Source organism: Streptomyces sp. NPDC037271 (genome assembly GCF_055603605.1).
Genome location: NZ_JBVJVN010000020.1, coordinates 33,040 through 58,372 on the forward strand (window position 1 = coordinate 33,040; position 25,333 = coordinate 58,372).

At 70.8% G+C, this 25,333-nt stretch carries 22 protein-coding genes and 2 tRNA genes; 4 read left to right on the top strand and 20 right to left on the bottom strand.

Annotation, left to right across the window (positions count from 1 at the left end; genetic code table 11):
- Positions 1-145 precede the first annotated feature (145 nt).
- From ACZ7G3_RS26930 to pgsA, 7 genes are all read right to left on the bottom strand, one after another.
- On the bottom strand, positions 146-898 hold the full coding sequence (locus tag ACZ7G3_RS26930) for a YebC/PmpR family DNA-binding transcriptional regulator (RefSeq protein ID WP_426600798.1): 753 nt from the start codon (positions 896-898) through the stop codon (positions 146-148).
- A 47-nt stretch (positions 899-945) separates the two neighbouring features.
- Positions 946-1,563 carry a pyridoxal 5'-phosphate synthase glutaminase subunit PdxT gene (gene pdxT / locus ACZ7G3_RS26935; RefSeq protein ID WP_426600799.1) on the bottom strand — a complete coding sequence of 206 codons (618 nt, stop codon included), beginning with the start codon at positions 1,561-1,563 and terminating at the stop codon, positions 946-948.
- 19 nt (positions 1,564-1,582) lie between these two features.
- The gene (gene pdxS, locus ACZ7G3_RS26940) at positions 1,583-2,494 is read right to left on the bottom strand and encodes a pyridoxal 5'-phosphate synthase lyase subunit PdxS (RefSeq protein WP_470928581.1); all 912 of its coding nucleotides are present in this window, start codon (positions 2,492-2,494) and stop codon (positions 1,583-1,585) included.
- Positions 2,495-2,637: 143 nt separating this feature from the next.
- Positions 2,638-3,180 carry a LemA family protein gene (locus tag ACZ7G3_RS26945; RefSeq protein WP_426600801.1) on the bottom strand — a complete coding sequence of 181 codons (543 nt, stop codon included), beginning with the start codon at positions 3,178-3,180 and terminating at the stop codon, positions 2,638-2,640.
- 178 nt (positions 3,181-3,358) lie between these two features.
- Positions 3,359-4,522, bottom strand: a complete 1,164-nt coding sequence (locus tag ACZ7G3_RS26950) for a glycosyltransferase family 4 protein (RefSeq protein ID WP_470928582.1) — start codon at positions 4,520-4,522, stop codon at positions 3,359-3,361.
- Complete coding sequence (locus ACZ7G3_RS26955) at positions 4,519-5,451, bottom strand: phosphatidylinositol mannoside acyltransferase (protein ID WP_470928583.1); 933 nt, start codon at positions 5,449-5,451, stop codon at positions 4,519-4,521. The genes ACZ7G3_RS26950 and ACZ7G3_RS26955 overlap by 4 nt, the downstream gene beginning before the upstream one ends.
- Positions 5,448-6,116 (bottom strand): phosphatidylinositol phosphate synthase, encoded by a 669-nt coding sequence (pgsA, locus tag ACZ7G3_RS26960; RefSeq protein ID WP_426600804.1) that lies wholly within the window; start codon positions 6,114-6,116, stop codon positions 5,448-5,450. The genes ACZ7G3_RS26955 and pgsA overlap by 4 nt, the downstream gene beginning before the upstream one ends.
- A 265-nt stretch (positions 6,117-6,381) precedes the next feature.
- Here pgsA and ACZ7G3_RS26965 point away from each other — a divergent pair, with 265 nt between their 5' ends.
- Together ACZ7G3_RS26965 and ACZ7G3_RS26970 are read left to right on the top strand one after the other, a co-directional pair.
- The gene (locus ACZ7G3_RS26965) at positions 6,382-8,580 is read left to right on the top strand and encodes an elongation factor G-like protein EF-G2 (protein ID WP_426600805.1); all 2,199 of its coding nucleotides are present in this window, start codon (positions 6,382-6,384) and stop codon (positions 8,578-8,580) included.
- 217 nt (positions 8,581-8,797) lie between these two features.
- Complete coding sequence (locus ACZ7G3_RS26970; protein ID WP_470928584.1) at positions 8,798-10,459, top strand: hypothetical protein; 1,662 nt, start codon at positions 8,798-8,800, stop codon at positions 10,457-10,459.
- A 27-nt stretch (positions 10,460-10,486) separates the two neighbouring features.
- Here the strand turns inward: ACZ7G3_RS26970 and ACZ7G3_RS26975 are convergent, their stop codons facing one another.
- The 4 genes from ACZ7G3_RS26975 to ACZ7G3_RS26990 all read right to left on the bottom strand — a co-directional run bounded on the left by ACZ7G3_RS26975 (position 10,487) and on the right by ACZ7G3_RS26990 (position 15,014).
- Positions 10,487-11,035 carry an HIT family protein gene (locus ACZ7G3_RS26975; RefSeq protein ID WP_470928585.1) on the bottom strand — a complete coding sequence of 183 codons (549 nt, stop codon included), beginning with the start codon at positions 11,033-11,035 and terminating at the stop codon, positions 10,487-10,489.
- Between the two features lie 89 nt (positions 11,036-11,124).
- Positions 11,125-13,101 carry a threonine--tRNA ligase gene (gene thrS, locus ACZ7G3_RS26980; RefSeq protein WP_470928586.1) on the bottom strand — a complete coding sequence of 659 codons (1,977 nt, stop codon included), beginning with the start codon at positions 13,099-13,101 and terminating at the stop codon, positions 11,125-11,127.
- Positions 13,102-13,218: 117 nt separating this feature from the next.
- Entirely contained in the window at positions 13,219-14,451 is a 1,233-nt protein-coding gene (locus tag ACZ7G3_RS26985; RefSeq protein ID WP_470928587.1) for a hypothetical protein, read from the bottom strand.
- On the bottom strand, positions 14,448-15,014 hold the full coding sequence (locus ACZ7G3_RS26990; RefSeq protein ID WP_426600810.1) for a DUF4365 domain-containing protein: 567 nt from the start codon (positions 15,012-15,014) through the stop codon (positions 14,448-14,450). The genes ACZ7G3_RS26985 and ACZ7G3_RS26990 overlap by 4 nt, the downstream gene beginning before the upstream one ends.
- A 171-nt stretch (positions 15,015-15,185) precedes the next feature.
- Here ACZ7G3_RS26990 and ACZ7G3_RS26995 point away from each other — a divergent pair, with 171 nt between their 5' ends.
- The gene (locus ACZ7G3_RS26995; protein WP_426600811.1) at positions 15,186-15,911 is read left to right on the top strand and encodes a 3'-5' exonuclease; all 726 of its coding nucleotides are present in this window, start codon (positions 15,186-15,188) and stop codon (positions 15,909-15,911) included.
- 47 nt (positions 15,912-15,958) lie between these two features.
- Here the strand turns inward: ACZ7G3_RS26995 and ACZ7G3_RS27000 are convergent.
- The 9 genes from ACZ7G3_RS27000 to ACZ7G3_RS27040 form a co-directional block, all read right to left on the bottom strand.
- Positions 15,959-16,030 (bottom strand) — tRNA-Val (locus ACZ7G3_RS27000).
- Positions 16,031-16,069: 39 nt separating this feature from the next.
- Positions 16,070-16,516, bottom strand: coding sequence for an SRPBCC family protein (locus ACZ7G3_RS27005; RefSeq protein ID WP_470928588.1), 447 nt, complete (start codon positions 16,514-16,516; stop codon positions 16,070-16,072).
- 39 nt (positions 16,517-16,555) lie between these two features.
- On the bottom strand, positions 16,556-19,291 hold the full coding sequence (locus ACZ7G3_RS27010) for an exo-rhamnogalacturonan lyase family protein (RefSeq protein WP_470928589.1): 2,736 nt from the start codon (positions 19,289-19,291) through the stop codon (positions 16,556-16,558).
- Positions 19,292-19,570: 279 nt separating this feature from the next.
- Positions 19,571-20,170, bottom strand: a complete 600-nt coding sequence (locus ACZ7G3_RS27015) for a hypothetical protein (RefSeq protein WP_470928590.1) — start codon at positions 20,168-20,170, stop codon at positions 19,571-19,573.
- Between the two features lie 12 nt (positions 20,171-20,182).
- The gene (locus tag ACZ7G3_RS27020; protein WP_426600815.1) at positions 20,183-21,076 is read right to left on the bottom strand and encodes a carbohydrate ABC transporter permease; all 894 of its coding nucleotides are present in this window, start codon (positions 21,074-21,076) and stop codon (positions 20,183-20,185) included.
- Positions 21,073-22,074, bottom strand: coding sequence for a carbohydrate ABC transporter permease (locus ACZ7G3_RS27025; RefSeq protein ID WP_426600816.1), 1,002 nt, complete (start codon positions 22,072-22,074; stop codon positions 21,073-21,075). Before ACZ7G3_RS27025 ends, ACZ7G3_RS27020 begins: the two co-directional genes overlap by 4 nt.
- Entirely contained in the window at positions 22,074-23,363 is a 1,290-nt protein-coding gene (locus ACZ7G3_RS27030; protein WP_426600817.1) for an ABC transporter substrate-binding protein, read from the bottom strand. The genes ACZ7G3_RS27025 and ACZ7G3_RS27030 overlap by 1 nt, the downstream gene beginning before the upstream one ends.
- Before the next feature lie 529 nt (positions 23,364-23,892).
- Positions 23,893-23,964, bottom strand: a tRNA-Val gene (locus tag ACZ7G3_RS27035).
- Between the two features lie 79 nt (positions 23,965-24,043).
- The gene (locus tag ACZ7G3_RS27040) at positions 24,044-24,496 is read right to left on the bottom strand and encodes a TIGR02611 family protein (protein ID WP_470928591.1); all 453 of its coding nucleotides are present in this window, start codon (positions 24,494-24,496) and stop codon (positions 24,044-24,046) included.
- A 191-nt stretch (positions 24,497-24,687) separates the two neighbouring features.
- Here ACZ7G3_RS27040 and ACZ7G3_RS27045 point away from each other — a divergent pair, with 191 nt between their 5' ends.
- Complete coding sequence (locus ACZ7G3_RS27045) at positions 24,688-25,101, top strand: SsgA family sporulation/cell division regulator (protein WP_004002642.1); 414 nt, start codon at positions 24,688-24,690, stop codon at positions 25,099-25,101.
- Positions 25,102-25,333 lie beyond the last annotated feature (232 nt).

Sequence of the window (25,333 nt, forward strand, 5' to 3'; positions counted from 1 at the left end):
TGCGGGCTCCTCCCGTCGTCTTTTCTGCCAGTGACGGTTTGCCTTTCCACCCCCAACCCCCCCTCCCCCCAACCAGAACCCCCCCCCCCCCCTGGCCCCCCCCCCCCCCCCCCCCCCCCCCCGGACCGTCGTGTGCGCGGCGGCGCTACGCGTCGACCTTCTCCATGATCTCGTCGCTGACGTCGAAGTTGGCGAAGACGTTCTGTACGTCGTCGCTGTCCTCCAGGGCGTCGATCAGCTTGAAGATCTTCCGGGCGCCGTCCTCGTCCAGCTCGATCTGCATGGTCGGGACGAAGTTCGCGTCGGCGGACTCGTAGTCGATGCCGGCGTCCTGGAGTGCGGTGCGGACCGCGACCAGGTCGGTGGCCTCGCTGAGGACCTCGAAGGTCTCACCGAGGTCGTTGACCTCCTCGGCGCCCGCGTCCAGGACGGCGCCGAGGACGTCGTCCTCGCTCAGCTCGCCCTTGGGGACGATCACGACGCCCTTGCGGTTGAACAGGTACGACACCGAGCCCGGGTCGGCCATGGAGCCGCCGTTGCGGGTCATGGCGACGCGGACGTCGGAGGCGGCGCGGTTGCGGTTGTCGGTGAGGCACTCGATGAGCACCGCGACACCGTTCGGGCCGTAGCCCTCGTACATGATCGTCTCGTAGTCGGCGCCGCCGGCCTCGAGGCCGCCGCCGCGCTTGACCGCGGAGTCGATGTTCTTGTTCGGCACCGACTGCTTCTTCGCCTTCTGGATGGCGTCGTAGAGCGTCGGGTTGCCGTCGATGTCGACACCACCCATGCGGGCCGCGACCTCGATGTTCTTGATCAGCTTCGCGAAGAGCTTGCCGCGCTTGGCGTCGATCACGGCCTTCTTGTGCTTCGTCGTGGCCCATTTAGAGTGGCCGGACATCTGCCTGTCTCCTTCGCGTAACCCGTCTTTGAACGAACGCAGGAATCCTACAAGGACTCCGCCGCCCGGTTCGCGCGCACCATGTCGGCGAAGAGGCGGTGCACGCGGTGGTCGCCGGTCAGTTCCGGGTGGAACGACGTGGCCAGGGCGTTGCCCTGGCGGACGGCGACGATGTGACCGTCGTGCTCGGCGAGCACCTCGGCCGCGGCGCCCACGGACTCGACCCAGGGGGCGCGGATGAAGACGCCCTCCACGGGACGGCCCTCGACGCCCCTGATGCCGACGGCCGCCTCGAAGGACTCGTTCTGCCGTCCGAAGGCGTTGCGGCGCACGATCATGTCGATGCCGCCGACCGTCTCCTGTCCGGAGCGAGGGTCGAGGATCTTGTCGGCCAGCAGGATCATGCCGGCGCAGGTGCCGTAGACGGGCAGGCCGTCCCGCACGCGCGCGCGGAGGGGCTCCATCACCCCGAAGAGGACGGCCAGTTTGGAGATGGTGGTGGACTCGCCGCCGGGGAGGACCAGGCCGTCCACCTCGGCGAGCTCTTCCGGTCGCCTGACCGGCCTGGCCACGGCATCGGCCGCGGCCAGGGCGACGAGGTGCTCGCGTACGTCGCCCTGGAGGGCCAGGACACCGATGACGGGGGTGTCGCTCGTGTCTCGCACGTCTTCGGGGCCCCTCGTCCTACCAGCCGCGGTTGGCGTAGCGCTCGGTCTCGGGCAGGGTGTCGCAGTTGATGCCGACCATGGCCTCGCCGAGGTTGCGGGACGCGTCCGCGATGACCTTCGGGTCGTCGTAGAAGGTGGTCGCCTTCACGATGGCCGCGGCGCGCTTGGCCGGGTCCCCGGACTTGAAGATGCCGGAGCCCACGAAGACGCCCTCGGCGCCGAGCTGGCGCATGAGCGCGGCGTCGGCCGGGGTGGCCACGCCGCCGGCGGAGAAGAGGACCACCGGGAGCTTGCCGAGCTCGGCGACTTCCCGGACCAGCTCGTACGGGGCGCGCAGCTCCTTGGCGGCGGCGTACAGCTCGTTGTTGTCGTAGCCGCGCAGCCGGGCGATCTCGTTCTTGATCTGGCGCAGGTGACGGACGGCCTCGACGACGTTGCCGGTGCCGGCCTCGCCCTTGGAGCGGATCATCGCTGCGCCCTCGGCGATCCGGCGCAGGGCCTCGCCCAGGTTGGTGGCGCCGCAGACGAAGGGGGTGGTGAAGGCGAACTTGTCGCTGTGGTTGACCTCGTCGGCCGGGGTGAGGACCTCGGACTCGTCGATGTAGTCGACGCCGAGGGACTGCAGCACCTGGGCCTCGACGAAGTGGCCGATGCGGGACTTGGCCATCACGGGGATGGAGACCGCGCCGATGATGCCCTCGATCATGTCCGGGTCGGACATACGGGCCACGCCGCCGTCCTTGCGGATGTCGGCCGGGACCCGCTCCAGGGCCATGACGGCGACGGCGCCCGCGTCCTCGGCGATCTTCGCCTGCTCCGGCGTGACGACGTCCATGATCACGCCGCCCTTGAGCTGCTCGGCCATGCCGCGCTTCACACGGGCGGTGCCGGTCTCGGGGGCCTGGTTTTCGGAGAGCGTGCTGGCCACGGGTACCTCGCTGAAGGAAAGGGGGTTTCTGCAGCTCCGAGGAAACGCGAAGGGACCAGGCCACAGCAAGGGCCAATGGGCAGCCGGTGGATCCTTTTGGGACGCGGGGCCCGGCCGGGGAACGCGGGGCCCGGCCGGGGCCGCTAAGCCGCCCTGTCGACCAGGGCCGCCGGCGACTCGTCGTCCATCTCGAAGGCCAACGGGAAGGGCGCGTGTCCGGCGAGACGGAACCAGCGGACCTTCCGGTGCTCGCGCAGCCTGCGGGCGGCTCCCACCGCGTCGTTGTGGAAACGCCGGGCCATCGGGACGCGCCGTACGGCCTCGGCCAGCTCGTGGGCCGCTTCCTCGCCACCGGGCGCCGCGCGCAGGGCGTCCACCTGCGGCGGATCGGCGAACACGGCCCGCAAGGCCTGGCTCAGCTCGCTCTCGGCCACCTCGCGCTGCTCCTCCTCGGCCTGCCGGGCGGCGTGCGCGGCCTCGTACAGGACGATGGAGGCCGCCGGGTCGAGCACGCCCGAGGTGGCCAGTTCCTGGGCCACGGACGCCCTGCGCAGCAACTGCGCGTCGAGCGCGGCACGGGCGGCGTCGATCCGGGCGTGCAGGCGGTCGAGCCGCCCCGCCGTCCAGCTCAGGTACAGGCCGATCGCGACGAGGGCGACCAGGATCCAGATCAGGGTTGCGGTCACGGACCGCAACCCTACGGGAGCGCTCCGCCGGGCCGGCCGGGTACCTCGGTGCGGGCGTCGCCGGGGGCTCGAGAGGCCGGCCGGGCCGCAGAGGCGGGACGGGCTGGAGAAGCCGGGCGGGCGGCAGAGGCCGGACGGGCGGGAGAGACAAGCCGGGCTGAAGAGGCAGGCCGGGTTCTCAGTCCCTCGCCAGGCCGAACCGTGCCCTGAACCCCGTCGCCCGGTCGTCCGTCGCCACCGCCGCCGCGCCCGCCGTGACCGTCTCGTAGACCGACAGGATGTCCGCGCCGACCGTGGACCAGTCGAAGCGCCGTACGTGCGCGCTGCCCCGTTCCCGCAGTGCCGCCCGGCGCTCCGGGTCCGCCAGCAGCCGCACCGCCGCGTCGGCCAGTGCGTCGGCGTCCTCGTTGGGGAACAGCTCGCCGGCCGCTCCCCGGTCCAGGACCTGGGCGAACGCGTCCAGGTCGGCGGCGAGCACGGGGGCGCCCGCCGACATGGCCTCGACGAGGATGATCCCGAAGCTCTCGCCGCCGGTGTTGGGCGCCACGTACAGGTCGACGCTGCGCAGGAAGCGGGCCTTGTCCTCGTCGCTGATCATGCCGAGGAACTCCACCCGGGAGCGCAGTTCGGCGGGCAGGGAGGCCACCGCCTCCTTCTCGTCGCCGCGCCCGGCGACCAGCAGCCGGGTCCGGGGGCGGGCGGCGAGGATCCTCGGCAGGGCCCGCATCAGTACCGGCAGGCCCTTGCGGGGCTCGTCGATGCGCCCTATGAAGCCGATCGTGTCCCCCTGCCACTCGGGCTTCGGCTCGGCGTCGGCGAAGAAGTCGACGTCGACGCCGTTGGGGATGACCACCGCGTCCCCGCCGAGGTGCTCGACGAGGGTGCGGCGGGCGTACTCGCTCACCGCGATCCGGGCGCTGATCTTCTCCAGGGCGGCCTGGAGGATCGAGTACGCGGCGATCATCGCGCGGGAGCGCGGGTTGGACGTGTGGAAGGTCGCCACGATCGGGCCCTGCGCCGCCCAGCAGGTGAGCAGGCCGAGCGAGGGCGAGGTCGGCTCGTGGATGTGGATGACGTCGAAGGCGCCGTCGTGCAGCCAGCGCCGTACCCGGGCCGCCGACAGGAAGCCGAAGTTCAGCCGGGCCACCGAGCCGTTGTACGGCACCGGCACCGCTCGGCCGGCCGAGACGACGTACGGGGGCAGCGGGGTGTCGTCGTCGGCGGGGGCGAGCACGGAGACCTCGTGGCCGAGACGGATGAAGTACTCGGCCAGGTCCCGGATGTGGAACTGGACGCCGCCCGGTACGTCCCAGGAGTACGGGCAGACGATGCCGATCCTCACGACGGGCCCTGCCCGTCGGCCGCCGCCGGGGCCTTGGCGGGGTCGAGGTCCTTCAGCCACAAACGCTGGAGCATGTGCCAGTCCTCCGGGTGGTCGGCGATCCCCGTGGCGAAGGCATCGGCCAGCGCCTGTGTCATGACAGACGTCTTCTCGGCCCGCGTACCTGACCGCGGGACCTCGACCGGCGGATGCACCCGGCCCTGCATGACGGGCGAGTCGTCGTACCAGAGCGTCACCGGCAGCAGCAGTGCGCCCGTCTGCTGGGCGAGCAGGGCGGGACCGGCCGGCATGCGGGCCGTCTCACCGAAGAACTCGACCTCCACCCCGGAGGCGGACAGGTCGCGGTCGGCGACCAGGCAGACCAGGCCGCCGTCGCGCAGCCGCCGGGCCAGCGTCCCGAACGCCGTGCCGCCGCTGTGCGGCAGGACCTCCATGCCGAGACCCTCGCGATAGGCGACGAAGCGGTCGTAGAGGGTCTCCGGCTTGAGACGCTCGGCGACCGTCGTGAAGGGGATGCCGAGCCCGGTGGTGACCCAGGCCCCGGCGAGGTCCCAGTTGGCCAGGTGCGGGAGGGCGAGGATCACGCCCTTGCCCGCGTCCATGCCGTCGGTGAGGTGGTGCAGGTCCCTGGCGGCGAAGCCGGCCCTGATCCGCTCGGCGCTCCAGGCGGGGAGCCGGAAGGACTCCATCCAGTAGCGCAGGTACGAGCGCATGCCCGCGCGCGAGAGGGCGGCCAGGCGTTCCGGGCCCGCGTCCGGCAGCACGCGCGCGTAGTTGCTCTCCAGACGCCGTACGCCCGTGCCGCGCTGCTTCCAGGCGATGTCCGCGACGATGCGGCCGAGCCGTACGGCGGCCGGCTCGGGGAGCTTCTTCACGGTGCTCCACCCGGCTCCGTACAGGGCGTCGGTCAACCGGTCCCGAGCGCTCACTTCGCCGCCTCGGTGCCCTGGTTCTCCTGCGCGGCGGCGTCCGCCTCGGCAGCCTCCCGGCGGACCGTGACGACGCGCTGGATCAGCGTGACGAGGCTGCCGACGGCGACGATCCACAGGGCGACCGGCAGCAGGTACTGGATGCCCGGCACACCGAACGCGTGCAGTCCCGCGAGACCGGCCGCGACCAGCGAGACGACGAGCCGCTCGGCTCGCTCGACCAGTCCGTTGACGGCGACCGGCAGGCCGATCGACTCGCCGCGCGCCTTGGTGTACGACACCACCTGGCCGCTGGCCAGGCAGAAGATCGACACCGCGCACAGCACGATGTCGTCACCGCCGGCCGCGTACCAGAGGGCGAAGCCGCCGAAGATCGCGCCGTCGGCGACCCGGTCCAGCGTGGAGTCCAGGAAGGCGCCCCAGCGGCTGGAGCGGCCGAGCTGGCGCGCCATGTTGCCGTCGACGAGGTCGGAGAAGACGAAGAGCGTGATCACGACCGTGCCCCAGAAGAACTCACCCATGGGGTAGAAGACCAGCGCGCCCGCGACCACACCGGCGGTGCCGATCAGTGTGACCGCGTCGGGGCTGACGCCCCGGCGGATGAGAAACGCGGCGAACGGTGTGAGGACACGCGTAAAAAATGCACGCGCGTACTTGTTCAGCATGGCCTTCCCGACGGTCGGTGTGGCCGCGGCCCCTGCTGGCCACCGGCTGGCCCATCGTAGCCACGCGCGCGCGTGGGCGACGGACGGGCACCCTGCCCCCCTTGCCGGGCGGCCGGTGGGCGGCGGGATCGGGGCCGTCGTATGGACGCGGCGTGACGGGAGTGGAAAGCTCGAAGGACCGCGGGCGTCGCCGGAGCCGCCAGTGCACGCGGTCCCGCGTGTCCGCGCCCCCCAGTGACCTCACCGTGTACGGGAGGCAAGGAACATGGGCGACAAGGCACACACCCACCCCGGAGCCGCCGGAAGGGCAACGGCGGCCGACCGTCCCACGTCCGTACGGAATGTGGTGCTGGTCGGCCACTCCGGATCGGGCAAGACGACTCTGGTGGAAGCTCTCGCGCTGACGGCGGGAGCGGTGAACCGGGCGGGCCGCGTCGAGGACGGCGGCTGCGTCTCGGACTACGACGAGATGGAGCACCGGCAGCAGCGCTCCGTACAGCTCTCCCTGGTGCCGGTCGAATGGGACGGCATCAAGATCAACCTCCTGGACACCCCCGGGTACGCCGACTTCGTCGGTGAACTCAGGGCCGGTCTGCGGGCGGCGGACGCGGCCCTCTTCGTCGTCTCGGCCTCCGACGGGGTGGACGGTTCGACCCGCATGGTGTGGGACGAGTGCGCCGCCGTCGGTATGCCGCGCGCCATCGTGATCACGCACCTGGAGTCCGCCCGCGCCGACTTCGAGGAGATGACGCGGATCTGCGCGGAGGCCTTCGGCGGGGACGATCCCGACGCCGTCCTGCCGCTGTACCTGCCGCTGCACGGGCCGCAGGCGCCGGACGGGCACGCCCCCGTGACAGGCCTGATCGGGCTGCTCTCGCAGAAGCTGTTCGACTACGCGTCCGGCGAGCGCGAGGAGTCCGAGCCGGGCGAGGAGCAACTGCCGCTGATCGACGAGGCCCGCTCCATGCTGATCGAGGGGATCATCTCGGAGAGCGAGGACGAGACCCTCATGGAGCGCTATCTCGGTGGCGAGCAGGTGGACGTCAAGACGCTCATCGAGGACCTGGAGCGGGCCGTGGCGCGCGGGGTGTTCTTCCCCGTACTGGCCGCCGCCCCCGCGGCCGAGGGCGCCCGGCAGGGGCTCGGCACGGTCGAGCTGCTGGAGCTGGTCACGCGCGGCTTCCCGACCCCCTTGGAGCGCGCGGCGCCCCAGGTGACGACGCCTGACGGCCGCCCGCGCGAGCTGCGGATGTGCGATCCCGACGAGTCGCTGGTCGCGGAGGTCGTCAAGACGTCCTCCGACCCGTACGTCGGACGGATCTCGCTGGTCCGCGTCTTCTCCGGCACCCTGCGCGCCGACCAGACGGTGCACGTCTCCGGGCACGGGCTGGCCGACCGCGGCCACGAGGACCACGATGTCGACGAGCGGATCGGTGCCCTGTCGACCCCCTTCGGCAAGCAGCAGCGGCCGGTCTCGCACGTGATCGCGGGTGACCTGGCGTGCGTGGCCAAACTGAGCCGCGCGGAGACCGGGGACACGCTCTCCGCCAAGGACGACCCGCTGCTGATGGCCCCGTGGGAGATGCCCGACCCGCTGCTGCCGCTCGCCATCCAGGCGCACAGCAAACCCGACGAGGACAAGCTCTCCCAGGGGCTGGCGCGGCTGGTGGCCGAGGATCCGACGATGCGCCTGGAGCAGAACCAGGACACGCACCAGGTGGTCCTGTGGTGCCTGGGCGAGGCCCACGCCGACGTGGCGCTCGAACGGCTGCGCGGCCGCTACGGCGTCCAGGTCGACGTCGTACCCCACCGGGTGTCCCTGCGGGAGACGTTCGGGGACAGGGCGGCCGGGCGTGGGCGGCACGTGAAGCAGTCCGGCGGGCACGGGCAGTACGCCATCTGCGAGATCGAGGTGGAGCCGCTGCCGGGCGGCTCGGGCATCGAGTTCGTCGACAAGGTGGTCGGAGGCGCGGTGCCCCGGCAGTTCATCCCGTCCGTCGAGAAGGGCGTACGCGCGCAGGCCGCCAAGGGCGTCGCCGCGGGCCATCCGCTGATCGACGTGCGGGTGACGCTGCTCGACGGCAAGGCGCACTCGGTGGACTCCTCCGACGCCGCCTTCCAGACGGCCGGCGCGCTGGCGCTGCGGGAGGCCGCGGCCGAGGCGAGGATCCACCTGCTGGAGCCCGTGGCAGAGGTGAACGTGCTGGTCGGTGACGCCTATGTGGGCGCCGTGATGAGCGACCTGTCCGGCCGGCGCGGGAAGGTGCTCGGCACCGAGCAGACGAGCGGCGGGCGGACCCTGGTCCGGGCCGAGGTTCCGGAGATCGAGATCGGCCGGTACGCGGTGGACCTGCGCTCCCTCTCGCACGGCACCGCGCGCTTCGACCGCCGTTACGCGCGGCACGAACCGATGCCGCCGCAGATCGCGGAACGTCTCCGGGAGGAGCCGCGGGCGGCGTCGTAGCACTGCGGAGACCGGTGCGGGCCCCCGCGCCGGAACCGCGCTCCCCCGGCGCGCGACGGCGCACCTGCGGGTCAACCCGCGCGCGTGGGGGGCGTCTTCGAAGGTCCGGTGACGCATGTCGGTGGTGGCGGATACGCTGATGACCTGATCAACAGGTGTGCGGGGCAGGGAAGTCGGGAAGGCCGCAGGACGACAGTGGTGGCGATCGGGGGCGGGAATGACCGGTGACGGCGGTTACGCGGACTTCTTCGGGCCGCAGGTGCCGCGTACGGACGACGGGGGGCAGACGGCCACCTTCGCGCTGGCCTCGGCCGCCTACCGGGACAACCCGATGGAGGAGATCAAGAAGGCCGACAACGAGTGGCACCAGACGGCCGTCAACGCGGGACGGTCCTGGGCCACGATCTTCCGTCCCAACCTCGGCGAGGCCTTCTCCCGCGCGGTGGCCGACCGGATGCTGGGCAGCGGCCGCAAGCCGCTCATCCAGTCGTTCGGCGCCGAACCGCAGGTGGTCGTCGAGCACTGCCTGGCGGCCAACGGCATCCGCAAGGCGCGCGACGCCCGGCTGTCCATGGTGATCGTGGTGTGCGGCCTGCTGTTCCTGCCCGGCATGCTGGTCTGGCTGATCGGCTTCCAGATCCGTACCACCGTCGCCAAGACGGAGAACAAGCAGGCCGGTGCCCTGGGCACCGCGGTGCTCGTGGCGATAGCCGCGCTGGCCGTGCTGTTCCTCGTCAAGATGCCCTTCGGCGGTTTCTGGGCCTGGTACGCACGTGCCGCGGTCGTGATGCCCGTCATCGGCTGGTTCTGGGCCAAGCGGATCTGCGAGGGCACGGCGAAGGACCTGCGGGAGCGCTGGGCGGGCCTCCTGTCGGGCGCCGGCGTCGGTGCCAAGGTGCCGGAGGCGGTACCCAGCAATCCGGGCGAGACGGCGGCCGAGCAGCTGCGCCAGTCCCTGGCCAAGCTCGGCGCCGAGCAGCAGTCCAACTCCGTCTTCTACGCCGGCCCCAAGGGCATACTCGGCATGGGCACGCGCTGGGGCAGCTGGCAGCTCGCCGAGGACCTGGTGCCGGCCGACCCGACCCGGGAGATCCACCCCTTCCGCAGCTGGGACGTCGTCCGGTCCATCCACGACCAGCTGCGCATGCTGGAGCGCGGCCCGCTGAACACCGGCGGTTTCCCGAAGCCGTCCATCCGGCACTGGGTGGTGACCCCGATCGGTGAGAACGCCAAGGCGGTGTCCCGCCCGGAGGGCACGGACGTCGAGGCCTACCAGGTCAAGCCGCACGCGATACAGGACATCTGCAACAAGCAGCAGTTCAGCGCGGGCGACCGGCACTACCTGGGCGTCCAGTGGACGCTGTGGGACGGTCAGCTGGTCATCACCATGCTGATCACCGTGACCGTGCTGTACGAGACGCTGCGCATCGAGGTCACCGGCCACGCTCTGGGCCCGGTGAACCCGCTCTTCACCACCGGGCCGGAGGCCCCCTCGAAGGAGGTCGCCAAGTCGTTCAAGCCGTGGGAGACGCGGAAGGTCATGCTCCCCCTGGTCACCGCGAACGAGGTGGTCCGGCTCGCCGTCCGGGCTCCGCTCACCTGGTATCCGCCGCTGCTGAACTGGCTCGGCGGCACGATCGGGCTGCCGGAGCCGTTCGGGCTGCGGCACGCGTGGGCGGACCAGCCGTGGCGGCACCGCTTCATGGCCGACGACGCGTTGCGGGCGGCCACGCCGGTGCTGCGGGTGGTGCACTCGGCGGCGATCAAGGTGCTGGAGGAGAACGGCGTGGACACGGAGAAGTTCGGATCGCGGTCGGCGTTCCTGAGCACGGCCGTGCAGGATCCCACGCCGGGTAAAGCGGACCTGTACAACGCGTAGGCCCCGCTGCAGGGGCCCTGCGGGATGCTAGGCGGAGGGCCACGCCTCCGCCAGCATCGTGCGGGTGTCCCCCAGCAGCTGTGGCAAGACCCGCGTCTGGCCGACGACGGGCATGAAATTGGAGTCACCGCCCCACCGGGGCACGATGTGCTGGTGAAGGTGGGCAGCGATGCCCGCGCCGGCCACCGTGCCCTGGTTCATTCCCACATTGAAACCGTGGGCCCCGGAGGCTCTGCGCAACACCGTCATGGTCTGCTTGGTGAGTTCCGCGAGCTCCGCGGTCTCCCCTTCCGTCAGATCCGTGTAGTCGGCGACATGACGGTAGGGCACGACCATGGTGTGGCCGCCGGTGTAGGGGTACAGATTGAGCACCGCGTAGACCAGCTCGCCGCGCCGGACGATCAGTCCGTCCTCGTCGGACTTCGCCGGGATCGAGCAGAAGGGGCAGCCGTCGTCGGCACCGGGGCCGCTCGGCTTGTTCTCGCCCTGGATGTAGGCCATCCGGTGGGGCGTCCACAGACGCTGGAACGCGTCCGGCGTCCCCACTCCCAGCTGCTGCTCCGGCTCACTCGTCATGCGTGCAGCATATGGCGTCGGGGCCCGGGAACCGAAAGGGCCCCCGGGAGCGCCTCCCGGGGGCCGATCCCGCGATCACGGGGAGCACGTCACACCTGGATACGGCGCTCCACCACGTCGGCGAGCTTCGCCAGCGCCTGGTCCCGCGGAATGCCGTTCTCCTGCGAACCGTCGCGGTAGCGGAAGGAGACCGTGCCCGCGTTCATGTCGTCGTCACCCACGATGATCATGAACGGGACCTTCTGCTTCTGGGCCGTCCTGATCTTCTTCTGCATACGGTCCGAGGAGGAGTCGACCTCCACCCGCAGGCCCTTCGTCCTGGCCTCCGCGGCGAACTTCTCCAGGTACTCGACGTGAGCGTCACCCACCGGGATGCCGACCGCCTGGACGGGGGCCAGCCACGCCGGGAAGGCGCCCGCGTAGTGCTCCAGGAGCACCGCGAAGAAGCGCTCGATGGAGCCGAACAGCGCGCGGTGGATCATGACCGGGCGGGTCTTGCTGCCGTCCGCGGCCGTGTACTCCAGGTCGAAGCGCTCCGGCAGGTTGAAGTCGAGCTGGATGGTCGACATCTGCCAGGTGCGGCCGATGGCGTCCTTGGTCTGGACGGAGATCTTCGGGCCGTAGAAGGCGGCGCCGCCCGGGTCCGGGACCAGGGGCAGGCCCTGCTTCTCGGCGACCTGGCGCAGCGTCTCCGTCGCCTCTTCCCAGGCCTCGTCGCTGCCGACGAACTTCTCCGGGTCCTTGGTGGACAGCTCCAGGTAGAAGTCGGTCAGTCCGTAGTCGCGCAGCAGGTTCAGCACGAAGGTGAGCGTCTTGTCGAGCTCCTCCGACATCTGCTCACGGGTGCAGTAGATGTGCGCGTCGTCCTGGGTGAAGCCGCGGGCCCGGGTCAGGCCGTGCACGACGCCCGACTTCTCGTAACGGTAGACCGTGCCGAACTCGAAGAGCCGCAAGGGCAGTTCACGGTACGAGCGGCCGCGCGCGTCGAAGATCAGGTTGTGCATCGGGCAGTTCATGGGCTTGAGGTAGTAGTCCACGCCCTCGTCGAGCTGCATGGGCGGGTACATGCCGTCGGCGTACCAGTCCAGGTGGCCCGAGGTCTCGAAGAGCTTCCCCTTCGTCGCGTGCGGGGTGTAGACGAACTCGTAGCCCTCCTCCTCGTGGCGGCGCCGCGAGTAGTCCTCCATGACCCGGCGGATGACGCCGCCCTTGGGGTGGAAGACGGCGAGGCCCGAGCCGATCTGCTCCGGGATCGAGAACAGGTCCAGCTCGCTGCCGAGCCTGCGGTGGTCGCGCTTCTCGGCCTCGGCGAGGAACTCCAGGTGCGCCTTCAGCTCGTCCTTGGTCGGCCAGGCGGTGCCGTAGATGCGCTGGAGCATCGGGTTCTTCTCGCTGCCGCGCCAGTAGGCGGCGGCGTTGCGCATCAGCTTGAACGCCGGGATGTTGCGGGTGGTGGGCAGGTGGGGACCGCGGCAGAGGTCCTTCCAGCACAGCTCGCCGGTCTTGGCGTCCAGGTTGTCGTAGATCGTCAGCTCGCCGGCGCCGACCTCGACGTCCGCGCCGTCGTCGTGCGACGCGGAGCCCTTGAGGCCGATCAGCTCCAGCTTGTACGGCTCGTCGGCGAGCTCCTCGCGGGCCTCGTCGTCGGTGACGACGCGGCGCGAGAAGCGCTGGCCGCGCTTCTGGATCTCCTGCATCTTCTTCTCGATGGCCTTGAGGTCATCGGGGTGGAAGGGCTTCTCGACGTCGAAGTCGTAGTAGAAGCCGTCCTTGACGGGCGGGCCGATGCCCAGCTTGGCCTCGGGGAACAGCTCCTGCACGGCCTGCGCCATGACGTGCGCGGTGGAGTGGCGCAGGATGTTCAGGCCGTCCTCGGACGAGATCTCGACGCCCTCGACGGTCTCGCCGTCCTCGACCTCGTAGGAAAGATCCCTGAGCTCACCGGACACGCGGGCGGCGACGATCGAGCGCTCGCCGGCGAAGAGCTCGGCGGCCGTCGTGCCCGTAGTCACCACGCGTTCTTCCCGCTCGGAATCGCGTTGGATGATCACACGGACGTCTGACACCGGTCTCTCCTGACTGAAGGTGGGGCCGCGGCGCCATACCAAAGCGCACGCATGAGGGCGATCGTACCGACCCGGGCCCGTGCATCGCGAAATCATTCCCGCCGTCGGCCCGGGCGGTCAGTCCTCGCAGTCCCCTGCGCAGGCCTCCTCGAAGAAGGCCGCCACCTCGACGTGCTCCTGCACCGCCTTCAGCAGCCGGTCCCGCTCCGCGTCGTCGACCTGTACGGGAGCGATCTCGCAGGCGCCGGTGAGCCGGCGGAATCCGCCCCGGCTCTCCAGCCGGCCGAGCACCCGCACCGGCAACCCGACGAGGTGGGCGTGCCCGGCGATCCGGTAGGCCTCCTCGTCCAGCGTGATCCGCACGTGCGGGACGTCGGCGCCGGCCAGCACCCGCAGCCGTACGGTGCCCGCGCCGCGCGGTCCGGGCCGGCGCATACGGACGACGGTGCCGGTGATCCGCACCGGTACGGACGGCTCCACGCTCAGGTAGCGGGCGGCGGCCTCGCGCAGCGCGGGCAGGTCGCCGGGCGAGAACCCTACGGGCTCGGTGACGGCGGCGCAGCCCTCGGGGACGCCTGCGGCCGGCGCCCAGCCGACGGCGATCCACGCTCCCTCCGTGCCGCGGACCAGGGTGACGAGCGCCTCGGTGAGTTCGTGGCTGACGCCGGCCGCGACGGCCGTGTCGAAGGCCTCCATGCCGCCGGTGGCCCGCCGGTAGTCGACGGCCTCACGGGCGGCGTGCAGCGCCTGGTGGAGGCGTACGGCGAGCGGGCGGCCGGTGGTGACCGGCACGAACGCCGTGAGCCGGCGGCCGCCGGAGGCGGGTCCGACCAGGACGTTCTCCAGGGCCTCGGCGGCGGCCCGCCGGTGCCGGGCGCCGTAGTAGCCGGCCCGCGCGCGCGTGGCGAGCGCTCCGGCGAGCAGCATCCGGCGGGCGGCGGAGCGCAGCTGCTCCTCCACGGTCCAGGACGGGGTGTCGCCGGGACCGGTCGGCACGTCGCGCCCCCAGCGGATCTCGTCGCTGGGTACGGCGAGGGAGACGAGGATCTCGCGGGCGGCGGGCGTGCCGCTGCGGGACAGGGCGAGCAGCGCCTCGCCGAGCAGGTCGTCGCTGTCGGGGAAGGCTCGGCTGACCGGCACCAGCAGGCTGGTGGCGCCGGCGCCCGGGCCGGGCGGGGTCCAGCGGCCGTAGCGGCCGGGGGCGCCACCGCGCCGCCGCCAGCCGTGCCGGTGGAGCAGGGCGGTGAGGACGGCGGGGTCGACGGTGCCGGACTCGGGCGGGTGGTCCTCGCTCCAGGCGGCGCTGTCGACGGGGTGGGGCAGCGGCTCCCCGGTCGGGCGGTGCGTCATGGTTTCCCTCCCGTCCCGACCCGCGTCATGATCTCGCACAGCGCCCGGTCGTCGAAGATCCGCGCGGTCGGTATCCGCACGGTGGTGCGCCGCCGGCCGGTGACCGGATGTCCGGCGAGGTTGGTCCAGTAGCAGCAGTGCCTGAGGTCGAGCCGGTCGTGACCGGCCCGCAGCCACTGGTCCCGGGACCGGGGGACGATCATCACGACCAGGATCTTGTGCACCGAGACCGGGGTGCGGGCGAGCTTCACCAGGTGCTCGTTGTCGAGCGTGAAGGAGAAGGAGCGGCCGGGTGGGCCCGGCGGGATCTGGTACGTCGCCTTGAGCTGCACCTTGATGGTGACCTCGTCGTCGACCGTGTGCCCGGGGGCGCTGTGGCTGACGTGCCAGTCGATGCCGTTGTCGGGGAAGGGCTGGGAGAGCGAGCAGCCCGCCGCCGCGGCGACCGCGTGGAGGTAGCCGACCTGCAAGGTCTCCATGCAGGCGGTGGTGGCGAGGGAGCCGCGAGTGGGCGCGGTGCGCTCGGGCAGCAGCCCGCCCCGTTCGGGCTGCGCTATGGCCATGGCCAACAGCCTTCCAGAACTGGTGAATCCCCGCTGCGGGCCTGTGAACTGGCAAGACCCTCACTCCTGTTGTGTCCTTCCGGCGTACGCCGCAAACAGTGCGGGTATCACCGAACCGGGACAGAGGACGGCGCGTCAGCGGCCGTGTCCGGACGAGGAGTTGAGTGCCCTATGACGAGCTGGTTCGAGGGGCCGCTGGCCGCCTTCGACACGGAGACGACGGGTGTGGACGTCGAGACCGACCGGATCGTGTCGGCCGCCCTCGTCGTCCAGGACGCGCCGGGCCTGCGGCCGCGCGTGACCCGCTGGCTGGTGAACCCGGGGGTGCCGGTGCCGCGGGCGGCGACGGCCGTGCACGGGCTGACGGACGAGCATGTGCAGCGCCACGGCCGCTGGCCGGCGCCGGTGATGTGGGAGATGGCCGAGGCGCTGGCCGAGCAGGCCCGCGCCGGGCGTCCGCTCGTGGTGATGAACGCGCCGTTCGACCTCACGCTGCTGGACCGGGAGTTGCGCCGGCACCGCGACTGCTCCCTCGGCCGCTGGCTGGAACGGACGTCCCTGCACGTGCTGGATCCGCGGGTGCTCGACAAGCACCTGGACCGCTACCGCAAGGGCCGCCGCACCCTGACCGACCTGTGCGCGCACTACGGCGTCGAACTGGAGGGCGCGCACGACGCGGCGGCCGACGCGCGGGCCGCGCTGGAGGTCGTGCGGGCGGTGGGGCGCCGATTCCCGGCGCGGCTGGAGCGTCTGTCCGCCGCCGAGCTGCACTCGCTCCAGGCGGTGTGGCACGCGGGGCAGGCACGGGGACTCCAGGCGTGGTTCGCGCTGAACGGGACCGAGGAGGCGGTGGACCCGGCCTGGCCGCTGCGGCCGGACCTGCCGACGGCGGCGTGACCTCACGAAGAAGCCGGCCCGCCATGCGGCGGACCGGCTTTTCCCGGTGGGCGATACTGGGTTCGAACCAGTGACCTCTTCGGTGTGAACGAAGCGCTCTCCCACTGAGCTAATCGCCCGGGAACGCACTGAACAATACAGGGCCCGGCGCTCTCTCTTCAAACCGCTTGCAGGTGGGCCGCCAGTCCGCGCCGCCCCGCCCGCATCATCAGCCGGTGGTTGGCCCGGAACAGGGGGCGCCCGGGCACGGCGAGGCGACGCAGCAGTGGCTTGCGTACGTCGACCTCCTGGTCGTACCGGACGAGGGCGCCGGAGCCGCGCGGGGCGACCGTCCAGCGCGCCCAGCCCTCCATGTCTCCGTCGATCGCGACCTCCAGCACGCCCGCCGCCGGATCGCGCCGCCGCTCGCGCAGGGTGGTGGTCAGGTCGTACGGCAGGAGCGAACGGATCCGGACGACCCCGCCGGTGTCGCCGAACCGGGTGACCTCGCGCACCTGGGGCCACCAGCGGGGGTAGTCCTCGATCCGTTCCAGCGAGCGGTAGACGGCCGGGGCGGGCGCGGGCAGGGCCCACAGGCTGAGGAATCGGTAATGGTTCCAGTCCACCTGTGGAGTGTGCCCGAGCCCGCGCCCGTCACGTGCCGGTCACGGCATCCTGTCGCCGAGGAGTGCCAGGTTCTCGATGGCGGCGAGGCCGTAGAGCGCGGTGTCGTTGGTGGACACCCAGGTCGCCTCGCTGCCCGGCACCAGCGCGACGGGGCCGCTCAGCTTCTCCGTCTTCCAGGGCGCCGACTCCTTGTAGCCGTCGGAGGCGTGGAACTTCTGCCACGCGCGCGCGGCGAGCTTCTCGTCCCCGGTCCGTACGGCCGCGTAGGCGTCGAGGCGCGAGTGACCCTGGAAGAGGATGAGGCTGCCGAAGTTGCTGCCGTAGCGGGCCGCCTGTTCGGTCTTGGAGGCGTTGAAGTAGCGGCAGTAGTCGTAGTACGCCTCGTTGAACTCCGGCATGTCGACGAGGTCGATCAGCTCGGCGCACAGTTCGTTCAGGCCGAAGACGGCCGACAGGTGGGAGACCTCGACCTTCGGGGTGTCGGCGACCGCGAACCGGCCGGTGTCCAGGTCGTACAGGCCGCTGCCCTGGACGAAGCCGTTGGGCTGGGCGGCGATGGTCTCCATCGTGGACAGGACGCGCGCCTTGGCCTTCTCCCACTTGGGGCCCTTGCGTTCCCACTCGGTCAGCCACGCCGAGACCAGGCCGCTCCAGTCGGTGCCGAAGCCGACCGACAGGGCGTTGCGGTCGGGGGTGTAGGGCTCGGTGCGGATCTTGCGGAGCGGGTCGAGGGCGAGGAACGTCTCGTCGGAGTCGACGTTGGCGTGCATGAGGTCGCCGACGCGTTCGTCGGCGGTGAGGAAGTAGTAGTAGCGCCGGTAGGTGGTGTTGGCGATGCGCTGCTGCTTGGCGCTGTCGGCGTAGTGCTGGACGCCGTGCCGGGTGCCGAGGCCGGCCCATTCGCCGAGGTGGTAGACGTCGACCTCGCCGGTGTGCCGGGTCATGGCCTCGGCGAAGCGGAAGATGTCGGCGCGGCCGGAGCGCAGGTAGGCGTACCAGAGCCACAGGTCGGGCGAGAGCTCGGAGTTGTCCCAGGCGTAGCCGCCGACGTCGTAGCGCCACTGGTGCCGGACGGTGTCGTAGGTGTGCATGATGTCGCCGTAGTCCCAGAAGCCGTACCAGCGGCGCTGCTCCACCTGGTCCTTGTAGTAGGTGAAGAGGAAGTCGAGGTGGTCCTCGATCTTCGCCTTGGCGGGTGTGGAGCGGTCGGGCTCGGAGTAGAGGCCGGGGCCGAAGACGCCGGCCTTGATGAGCTGCTTCGGCGGTGCGGCGAGCTGCGGCAGCACGCGCACCGCCTCGACCTGCTCGGCGAGGGTCTCGGCGCTGGGTGTCGAGGCGTTGGCCCAGAACATCAGCTCCGAGGTGCGGGCGATGCCGTAGGGGGTGCCGAACCCGGGCTCGTAGTCCTCGTAGGTGATGTTGAGTCCCTCGATCTGCTCGGGGAAGGTGTCCTGGCCCATGCCGTCGTGGTAGAAGCGCAGGTCCATGGGCTGGGCCTCGGGCGACCAGAGCCAGAGGGTGACCTCGGCCTCGTCGGTCTGGGCGTCGCGGATGTCGAGCTGGGCGGGGTGCTTCTCCCAGAAGTCGCGCAGGCCGAAGGAGAGTCCGCCGCTCGCCCCGCCGACGTAGCCGAAGCCGGAGGCGCGCCGGCCGCCGCCGGCGCCGATCCAGCCGTGACCCTTCTTGGTGCGCTTGCGCAGGGTGAAGCCGTCGGCGGAGAGCTGGGAGAGGGTGTAGTCGCCCCACTCCGGGATGTACTTCAGGCGGGTGGTGACGCGCTGGTCCCAGGTGGCGGGGTCGGGCAGCTTCTCCCCCGCGAACTGTGCCGCCTGTACGGCCGCTCCGGGGTCGCGGCGCAGGCCGGTGATGCCCTTGACGGCCTCGCGCAGCAGGCCGGTGCCCTCGCCGCCGATGCGGATGTGCCGGTCGTAGGACTCGTCGCGCATCGGCACGGTGAAGCGGACACCGAGGCCGCGGATGAAGTCACCGCTCGCCTTGCCCGGCTCCTGCTTCCCGTCGAACGTGATCGTGTGCACCATGCGGAAGGAGTCGGCGCCCGCGTAGAAGTAGAGGCGGATGGAGAAGGGCAGCCAGCTCCGGCCTCCCTTGCGGTGCTTGCCGTCGATGCGGACGACGGCGCGGACCGGGCCCTCCTGCTCGACCTTCACCTCGTCGACGGCGCCGTCGAAGCGCTCGTACTTCACCGTGCCCTGGTCGCCGTCCTCGATCTCGGGCTGGCGCAGCAGGACGAGGCGGCCGTTCCTGGCGATCTCGGTGGAGCCTCTGGTGACCGACTTGATCAGTGTCGACCCCGACTTGCCGATTCTGGCGGTGATGGCGCCGGTCGATATGTCGATGGTGCCGCCGCGCTGGTCGACGGTGATCTTCTTCGCGGGTGCGGCGGGGGTGCCGGCGGTCAGGGTGAGCTCGCCGTTGCCCGAGCCGACGGCGTGCGCGGTCCACTTCAGGGAGCCGTCCGGCCAGTAGGCGAGGGGCCAGGACTGCGAGGGCACGGCCTTGCCGTCCGCGTCCGTGACGGCGAACGTCTGGTCCTCCCGGTACGTGCCCTTGGGCCACGGGACGCCGACGGTGGAGCCGGGTGCGGCGCCGAGGCCGCCGTCCTCCAGCCAGGTCAGGGTGACCGGGTCGGCGTCGCCGTCCTTGGCGGCGGGTGCGGCCTGGGCGGACTTCGCGCCCAGTGCCCAGCTGAACTGGGCGGCGGCGCCGGCGACGGCCGCCGCCTTGAGGAGGGACCTGCGGGGGATGGGGGACATGGCCTTTCCTTTCCGTTCCGTGCGGATGCGGGGGGTGTCAAGGGCATGGCTCTGACGCGTGGCGGACTGTCACGGGCACGGCGCTCACGTGCGGCGGGCCGTCACGGGCACGGCACTGACGTACGACGGGCCGCCATGGGCATGGCTCCGAATGCGTGGGCGGGCTCTCACGGACATGACTCAGAACTCGTCAGGTGCTCGTAAGGGCGCTGTCACGGGCATGACAGCCGAGCCTCCGACGCCGGCGTGCCGGCTCGGGCGGGTGGGCGGGCGCCGCCGTCAGCGGCGCCGGTAGCGCTCCTCCACGGCGACGGCCGCCGCCGCGACGGCGCCGAGGACGGCGACCGCCAGCGGCGCGCTGAACCAGGCGGAGCAGACCACGACGGCCAGCCCGCCGACGATGAGGAAGGAGCCGGCGGGGTCGAGCACGGTGCGGCGACCGGCCTGCGCGAGCAGGGAGCGCCAGGAGGCGCCGGGCCGCCAGGCCGCCGCCGCGCGCAGCCCGGCCACGGCCGCGCCGATCAGGGCGGACACTCCGACGGCGCCCACGAACGGGCCGCCCGGCAGACCGCTGCGTACGGCCTGCACGTCCACCCAGACCGCGGCCAGGGCGGCCCACCCGGCGAGCCCGACGAGCCACCCGCGGCGCACCGCCACCCGGAAGTCGGCGGTGAACTCCCGCCAGCCGCCGCGCTCATGGGCGATCCGGCGCCCGAGGTGCCGCGCGCCGGCCGCGAACGCGGCGGGGTAGGTGACCAGCGACAGCGAGGCCACCGCGATCCACACTCCGGTGAGCAGGCACTCGGCGAACAGGGCGAACCCCTCGGCGAACCGTGACTCCCCCCGCTCGGCGCGGGCCTCGGCGCGTGCCTCGGTCATGATCGGTTCACCTCAGCCCTTCAGACCGGACGTCGCCATGCCGTCGATCAGGTAGCGCTGGAAGGCGAGGAAGAAGGCGAGTACGGGCAGCAGGGCGACGAGTGACATGGCGATCATGCCGCCGTAGTTCGCCAGCCCTTCCTGGTCCACGAACATCTTCAGACCGAGGGAGACCGTGTACTTGCTGGGCTCGTTGAGGTAGATCAGCGGGCCCATGAAGTCGTTCCAGGAGTTGATGAAGGTGAAGATCGCGCTGGTGATCAGTGCCGGCCGGCACAGCGGAAGCACGATCGACCAGTAGATGCGGAAGTGCCCGCAGCCGTCGAGACGGGCCGCCTCGTCGAGTTCCTTGGGCAGGTTGCGCATGAACTGCACCATCAGGAAGACGAAGAACGCCTCCGTGGCCAGGTACTTCCCCAGCAGCAGCGGGGTGTACGTGTTGATCATGTCCAGGTTGCGGAACAGCACGTACTGCGGGATCAGCAGTACGTGGTACGGCAGCAGCAGCGTGCCGATCATCAGCGTGAACAGCAGATTGCGGCCCGTGAACCTGATCTTCGCGAAGGCGTAGGCGGTCAGGGAGCAGGACACCACGATCCCGACCACCGAACCGACGGCGAGGAAGAGCGAGTTGAAGAAGAACGTGGAGATCGAGATGTCCGCGATGCCGTCGGCGAGGCTCGTGTAGTTGGAGACGATCGGATCGGCCGGGAAGAGATCCAGGCTCCCGACGATGTCGCCGCTCTCCTTGAAGGAGCCGCCGATCACCCAGAGCACCGGGTAGAGGATCACCGCGAGGATCGCCAGCGACCCGAGATGCCAGGCGAGCGACCCGGGCAGCTTGCGCCGGAACGCGGCCGCCCTGGTGGACGGGGCCGGTGTGACATCGGTGGCCTGCGCGCTCATCGGCCGCCCTCCTCGTAGTGCACCCAGCGCTTCTGGGACCAGAACAGCACGGCGGTGACCAGGGCGACCGCGACCAGCAGCATCCACGCCATGGCGGAGGCGAGGCCCATCCGGCTGTTCTCGAAGCCCTGGACGTACAGGTAACAGGTGTAGACCATCGTGCCGTCCGCGGGACCGCAGGCGTTGCCTCCGGCGCCGCCGCCGACGATGTAGGCCGAGCTGAAGATCTGGAAGGAGTGGATGGTCTCCAGCAGGACGTTGAAGAAGAGGACCGGGGAGATCATCGGCAGCGTGATGTTCCAGAACTGCCGCAGCCTGCCCGCCCCGTCCACGTCGGCCGCCTCGTACAGCTCGCGCGGCACCTGCTTCAGACCGGCCAGGAAGATGACCATGGGGGCGCCGAACTGCCAGACGGTCAGGGCCACCAGGCTGTAGATGATCAGGTCGGGGTCACCGGTCCAGCCGCCGGCGTCGATCCCGAAGAGTTGCTGCGTACGGTCGACGACCGCGTCGTCGGAGAAGATCGCCTTCCAGACGATGGCGATGGACACGCTCGCGCCGATCAGTGACGGCGCGTAGAAGGCGGCCCGGTAGAAGGCCTGTCCGCGCCGCTTCTGCGCCAGCAGCAGCGCGACTCCGAGCGCCGCGATCAGCTTGATCGGCGTGCCGACGGCGACGTACCACAGGGTCACCTCGACCGAGTGGCGCCAGCGCGGGTCGCCGAACATCTCGGAGAAGTTGTCCAGGCCGATCCACGTGGGGGCGTCGAAGAGGTTGTAGTCGGTGAACGCGAAGTAGAGCGAGGCGACCATCGGTCCTGCCGTCAGCAGCAGGAAACCGGCGATCCAGGGGGACATGAAGAGGTAGCCGGCCAGGTTCTCCCGGCGGCCCCGCCGCTTCAGCTCGGCGGGGCGCGGGGACTTCACCGGACCGTGCCGCGGCTCGGAGTCCTTGACCAGGTCCTCCGTCGCAGGGGCGTGTGTCACGGCGCTTCCCATCAGCCGGCGAGAGCCGTCTTCGACTCGGTGAAGAACTGCTTGACTGCGTCGTCGACGGACCGCTCTCCGAGCGCCATCTCCTCGGCGACGCGCAGGAATGCGGCCTCACAGATGTCGGCACCGTTCGGGTGCGGGGTGATGGTCTCCAGGACGCCCGCCTCGACGAGGGACTCCTCGTAGGCGGCGATCGCCTTGTTGACCGGGTCGGTCGGCTGGTACGCGTCGTACTGGGCCTGCGTCGTCGGGACGCCGCGGTCATAGCCCATGATCTTGGCGACCTCGGGGTCGTGGACCATGAAGTCGATGAACTGGGCGACTTCCTTGGGGTGCTGAGTGCGCTTGGAGGCGCTGAGCATCAGGGAGCCCAGGTACTGGCCGGTCTTCTTGCCGTCCGTGGTGGGGATGGGCGCGAGACCGTACTCGCTCTTGCCCTCGGAGGTGTAGCGGACGGTGAAGTTGTCCCAGGTGAATTCGCTGCCCGCGAGCTCCGCGGCGACCGCCGACTTGGGCTTGACCTGGACGACCTTCTTCGGGTCGGCGAACAGCCCGGACTTCAGCCCCTTCTCCGCCTTGGTCCACCACTGGGTCAGGTCCGCCTCGGTGAAGCCGAGTCCGTCCTCGGTGAAGAAGGCCTTGCCGTTCTGGCGCAGGTACAGGTCGTAGAGGTACATGACGCCGTACATGCCGCTGTCCCCGGCCCGGCCGGTCCTGTCACGGATCGCCTTCATCGCCTGGTCGAAGTCGTCCCAGGTCCAGCCCTGTTCGGGCTTGACGCCGGCCCGGGTGTAGACGGGCTTGTCGATGACGATGGCCATCGAGTTCGAACCCACCGGCACTCCGAGGAGCTTGCCGTCGATCTCACCGAACTTCTCCAGGCCCGCCCGGAATCCGTCCATGGACAGGTTTCCGGCCTCGACCTGCTCACTCAGGTCGAGCAGGACATTCTTCGCGTCGTATTTGCGGAGGAATCCGATGGCATTCTGGAAGACGTCCGGCGGATTCCCCCCGGAGGCCTGAGTGTTGAACTTCTTCCAGAAGTCGGTGTACTGCTGGAAGTCGGTCTTGACCTTGATCTTCGGGTACTTCTTCTCGAAGAGCGCGATGGTCTTGTTGATGCGTTCGGCCCGGTCCTCGGCACCCCACCAGGAGTAACGGATCGTCACCGTTCCGTCCCCCGAGCCGCTGCCGCCGCCGCACGCGGTGGCCGTCGCCCCCAGCCCCGCGACGGCCAGCGAGGCCCCCGCCGCTTTGAGGATCGTCCGCCTCTCCACATTCCCGCCCTGCTGCATATGAGCCTCCCCGCGACGTCGCGTCCGCCTCATGAATCGTTTCAAGTAAGCGCTTGCTGGCACAAGTTACGGAGGGCCCCGGGGCGCGTCAATGATTCGGACAGGAATTCATGGGTGCCGGGCTCGCACGGCGGAGTCCGCGACTCCGGCCTCACCGCCGACAGCGAGGGAAAACGACCAGGTCGGCGGGGCGTGACCGACGGGCCGAACACCGGCCGTGCCGCCGGGGCGGGCGGGACGGAAGGTCACGGTTGGGTGAAGACGGGCGGAAGCGGAACAGCGGCACGCCCGGCCGGGGCGGGCGGCAGAGCCGGCCCGGAGCGCCCCGCGCGGACACTCAGGAGCCACCGCGCGGGCACCGCGGGGCTCACCGCGCGGGCACCGCAGGGCTCACCGCGCGGGCACCCAGGACCTGCCGCGCGGGCACCCGGGAGGCGGCCGCCCGGACACGCATCGCGGCCGCCCGGACACACCCGCACGACAAAGCGGCCCGGCTCACGATGGTGAGCCGGGCCGCCTGATGATCCGGTGGGCGATACTGGGTTCGAACCAGTGACCTCTTCGGTGTGAACGAAGCGCTCTCCCACTGAGCTAATCGCCCGGACGCAGGAAGAACATTACCCCATGTCAGGGGGTGCCCGTGACCAGCGGGGGCCGGGACGCCGGACCCCCGCCCGGGATCACTGGTCCTCGATCTTCCAGGGCATCTGAAGGCCGAACTTCCACAGGTAGATCCCCGCCAACGCGGCCACGATCACCAGCCCGATCGAGGTCAGGATGATGTTCCGACGCCGCACCTTGGGATCGAGGGCGCGCTGCGCCGCCTCGGTGACCTTGCGCTTGGTCCAGCGCAGGACCAGCTGGGCCCAGACGAACTCGGTCGCCCAGATCGCCATGCCGCCGAAGATCACGACCCAGCCCGGTCCGGGCAGCACCAGCATGGCCGCGCCGGCGATGACCACCGCCAGACCGACGATGAAGACGCCGACCTGCCAGCTCAGATGGAGGGCGCGGCGCGCCCTGATGAATTCCGGCGCCCGCGAGCCGAGCACGCGGTCGGCCGTGGCCTCGTCCGTCCCCGTACGGTCCTCCGCCACGACTGCTTCGCCGTGTTTGTCACTCCCCGTGTTCATACGGCCAAACACTACCGGAGCGAAACCTGTCACCGGAATGGGCGCACGACCCGAACGACCTCTCGGCCGGAAGAGTTACGTAAACACACGCAAAACACTCAGAGGGGTTTACAACGGCACCGTAGGTGGCATGTCGATTTCGCCGACGTGCGAATCCCCGAGCGCACACTGAGCGAAAGGCCCTGGCGCTTATGAACACCACGGTCAGCTGCGAGCTGCACCTGCGCCTCGTTGTGTCGAGCGAGTCCTCCCTGCCTGTCCCCGCAGGCCTGCGGTACGACACGGCCGACCCCTACGCCGTGCACGCCACCTTCCACACCGGAGCCGAGGAGACCGTCGAGTGGGTGTTCGCCCGCGACCTCCTCGCCGAAGGCCTCCACCGCCCCACCGGTACCGGCGACGTCCGCGTCTGGCCGTCCCGCAGCCACGGCCAGGGCGTCGTGTGCATCGCCCTGAGCTCTCCGGAGGGCGAGGCGCTGCTCGAGGCCCCGGCACGGGCCCTGGAGTCCTTCCTGAAGCGCACAGACGCCGCCGTGCCGCCCGGCACGGAGCACCGGCACTTCGATCTCGATCAGGAGCTCTCGCACATCCTGGCGGAAAGCTAGGGCGAGGCCCCGTGAAGCCGCCCGTCGCCGTCGACTCGGGGTGACGGCACGGGCCCGGACAACCGCATACGGCACGCACCGGCGTCGTCGCCGCGATCCCCGCGGCGGCGGCGCCGGTGCGTGTGCGGGCGGGCGGGCTGAGCCCCGACCGGCCTCCCCACCGCCCCCCCCCCCCCCAGGACTCCCACAAACCCCCCCGGGCCCCGTCTAATCCCCCCAGGTCCCTCCAGAT

Coding starts and splice junctions, on each gene's coding strand:
- ACZ7G3_RS26930 (WP_426600798.1), bottom strand. CDS start 898: ATGTCCGGCCACTCTAAATGGGCCACGACGAAGCACAAGAAGGCCGTG.
- pgsA (WP_426600804.1), bottom strand. CDS start 6,116: ATGCTGAACAAGTACGCGCGTGCATTTTTTACGCGTGTCCTCACACCG.
- ACZ7G3_RS26965 (WP_426600805.1), top strand. CDS start 6,382: ATGGGCGACAAGGCACACACCCACCCCGGAGCCGCCGGAAGGGCAACG.
- ACZ7G3_RS26970 (WP_470928584.1), top strand. CDS start 8,798: ATGACCGGTGACGGCGGTTACGCGGACTTCTTCGGGCCGCAGGTGCCG.
- ACZ7G3_RS26975 (WP_470928585.1), bottom strand. CDS start 11,035: ATGACGAGTGAGCCGGAGCAGCAGCTGGGAGTGGGGACGCCGGACGCG.
- ACZ7G3_RS26985 (WP_470928587.1), bottom strand. CDS start 14,451: ATGACGCACCGCCCGACCGGGGAGCCGCTGCCCCACCCCGTCGACAGC.
- ACZ7G3_RS26990 (WP_426600810.1), bottom strand. CDS start 15,014: ATGGCCATAGCGCAGCCCGAACGGGGCGGGCTGCTGCCCGAGCGCACC.
- ACZ7G3_RS26995 (WP_426600811.1), top strand. CDS start 15,186: ATGACGAGCTGGTTCGAGGGGCCGCTGGCCGCCTTCGACACGGAGACG.
- ACZ7G3_RS27010 (WP_470928589.1), bottom strand. CDS start 19,291: ATGTCCCCCATCCCCCGCAGGTCCCTCCTCAAGGCGGCGGCCGTCGCC.
- ACZ7G3_RS27015 (WP_470928590.1), bottom strand. CDS start 20,170: ATGACCGAGGCACGCGCCGAGGCCCGCGCCGAGCGGGGGGAGTCACGG.
- ACZ7G3_RS27020 (WP_426600815.1), bottom strand. CDS start 21,076: ATGAGCGCGCAGGCCACCGATGTCACACCGGCCCCGTCCACCAGGGCG.
- ACZ7G3_RS27025 (WP_426600816.1), bottom strand. CDS start 22,074: ATGGGAAGCGCCGTGACACACGCCCCTGCGACGGAGGACCTGGTCAAG.
- ACZ7G3_RS27030 (WP_426600817.1), bottom strand. CDS start 23,363: ATGCAGCAGGGCGGGAATGTGGAGAGGCGGACGATCCTCAAAGCGGCG.
- ACZ7G3_RS27040 (WP_470928591.1), bottom strand. CDS start 24,496: ATGAACACGGGGAGTGACAAACACGGCGAAGCAGTCGTGGCGGAGGAC.
- ACZ7G3_RS27045 (WP_004002642.1), top strand. CDS start 24,688: ATGAACACCACGGTCAGCTGCGAGCTGCACCTGCGCCTCGTTGTGTCG.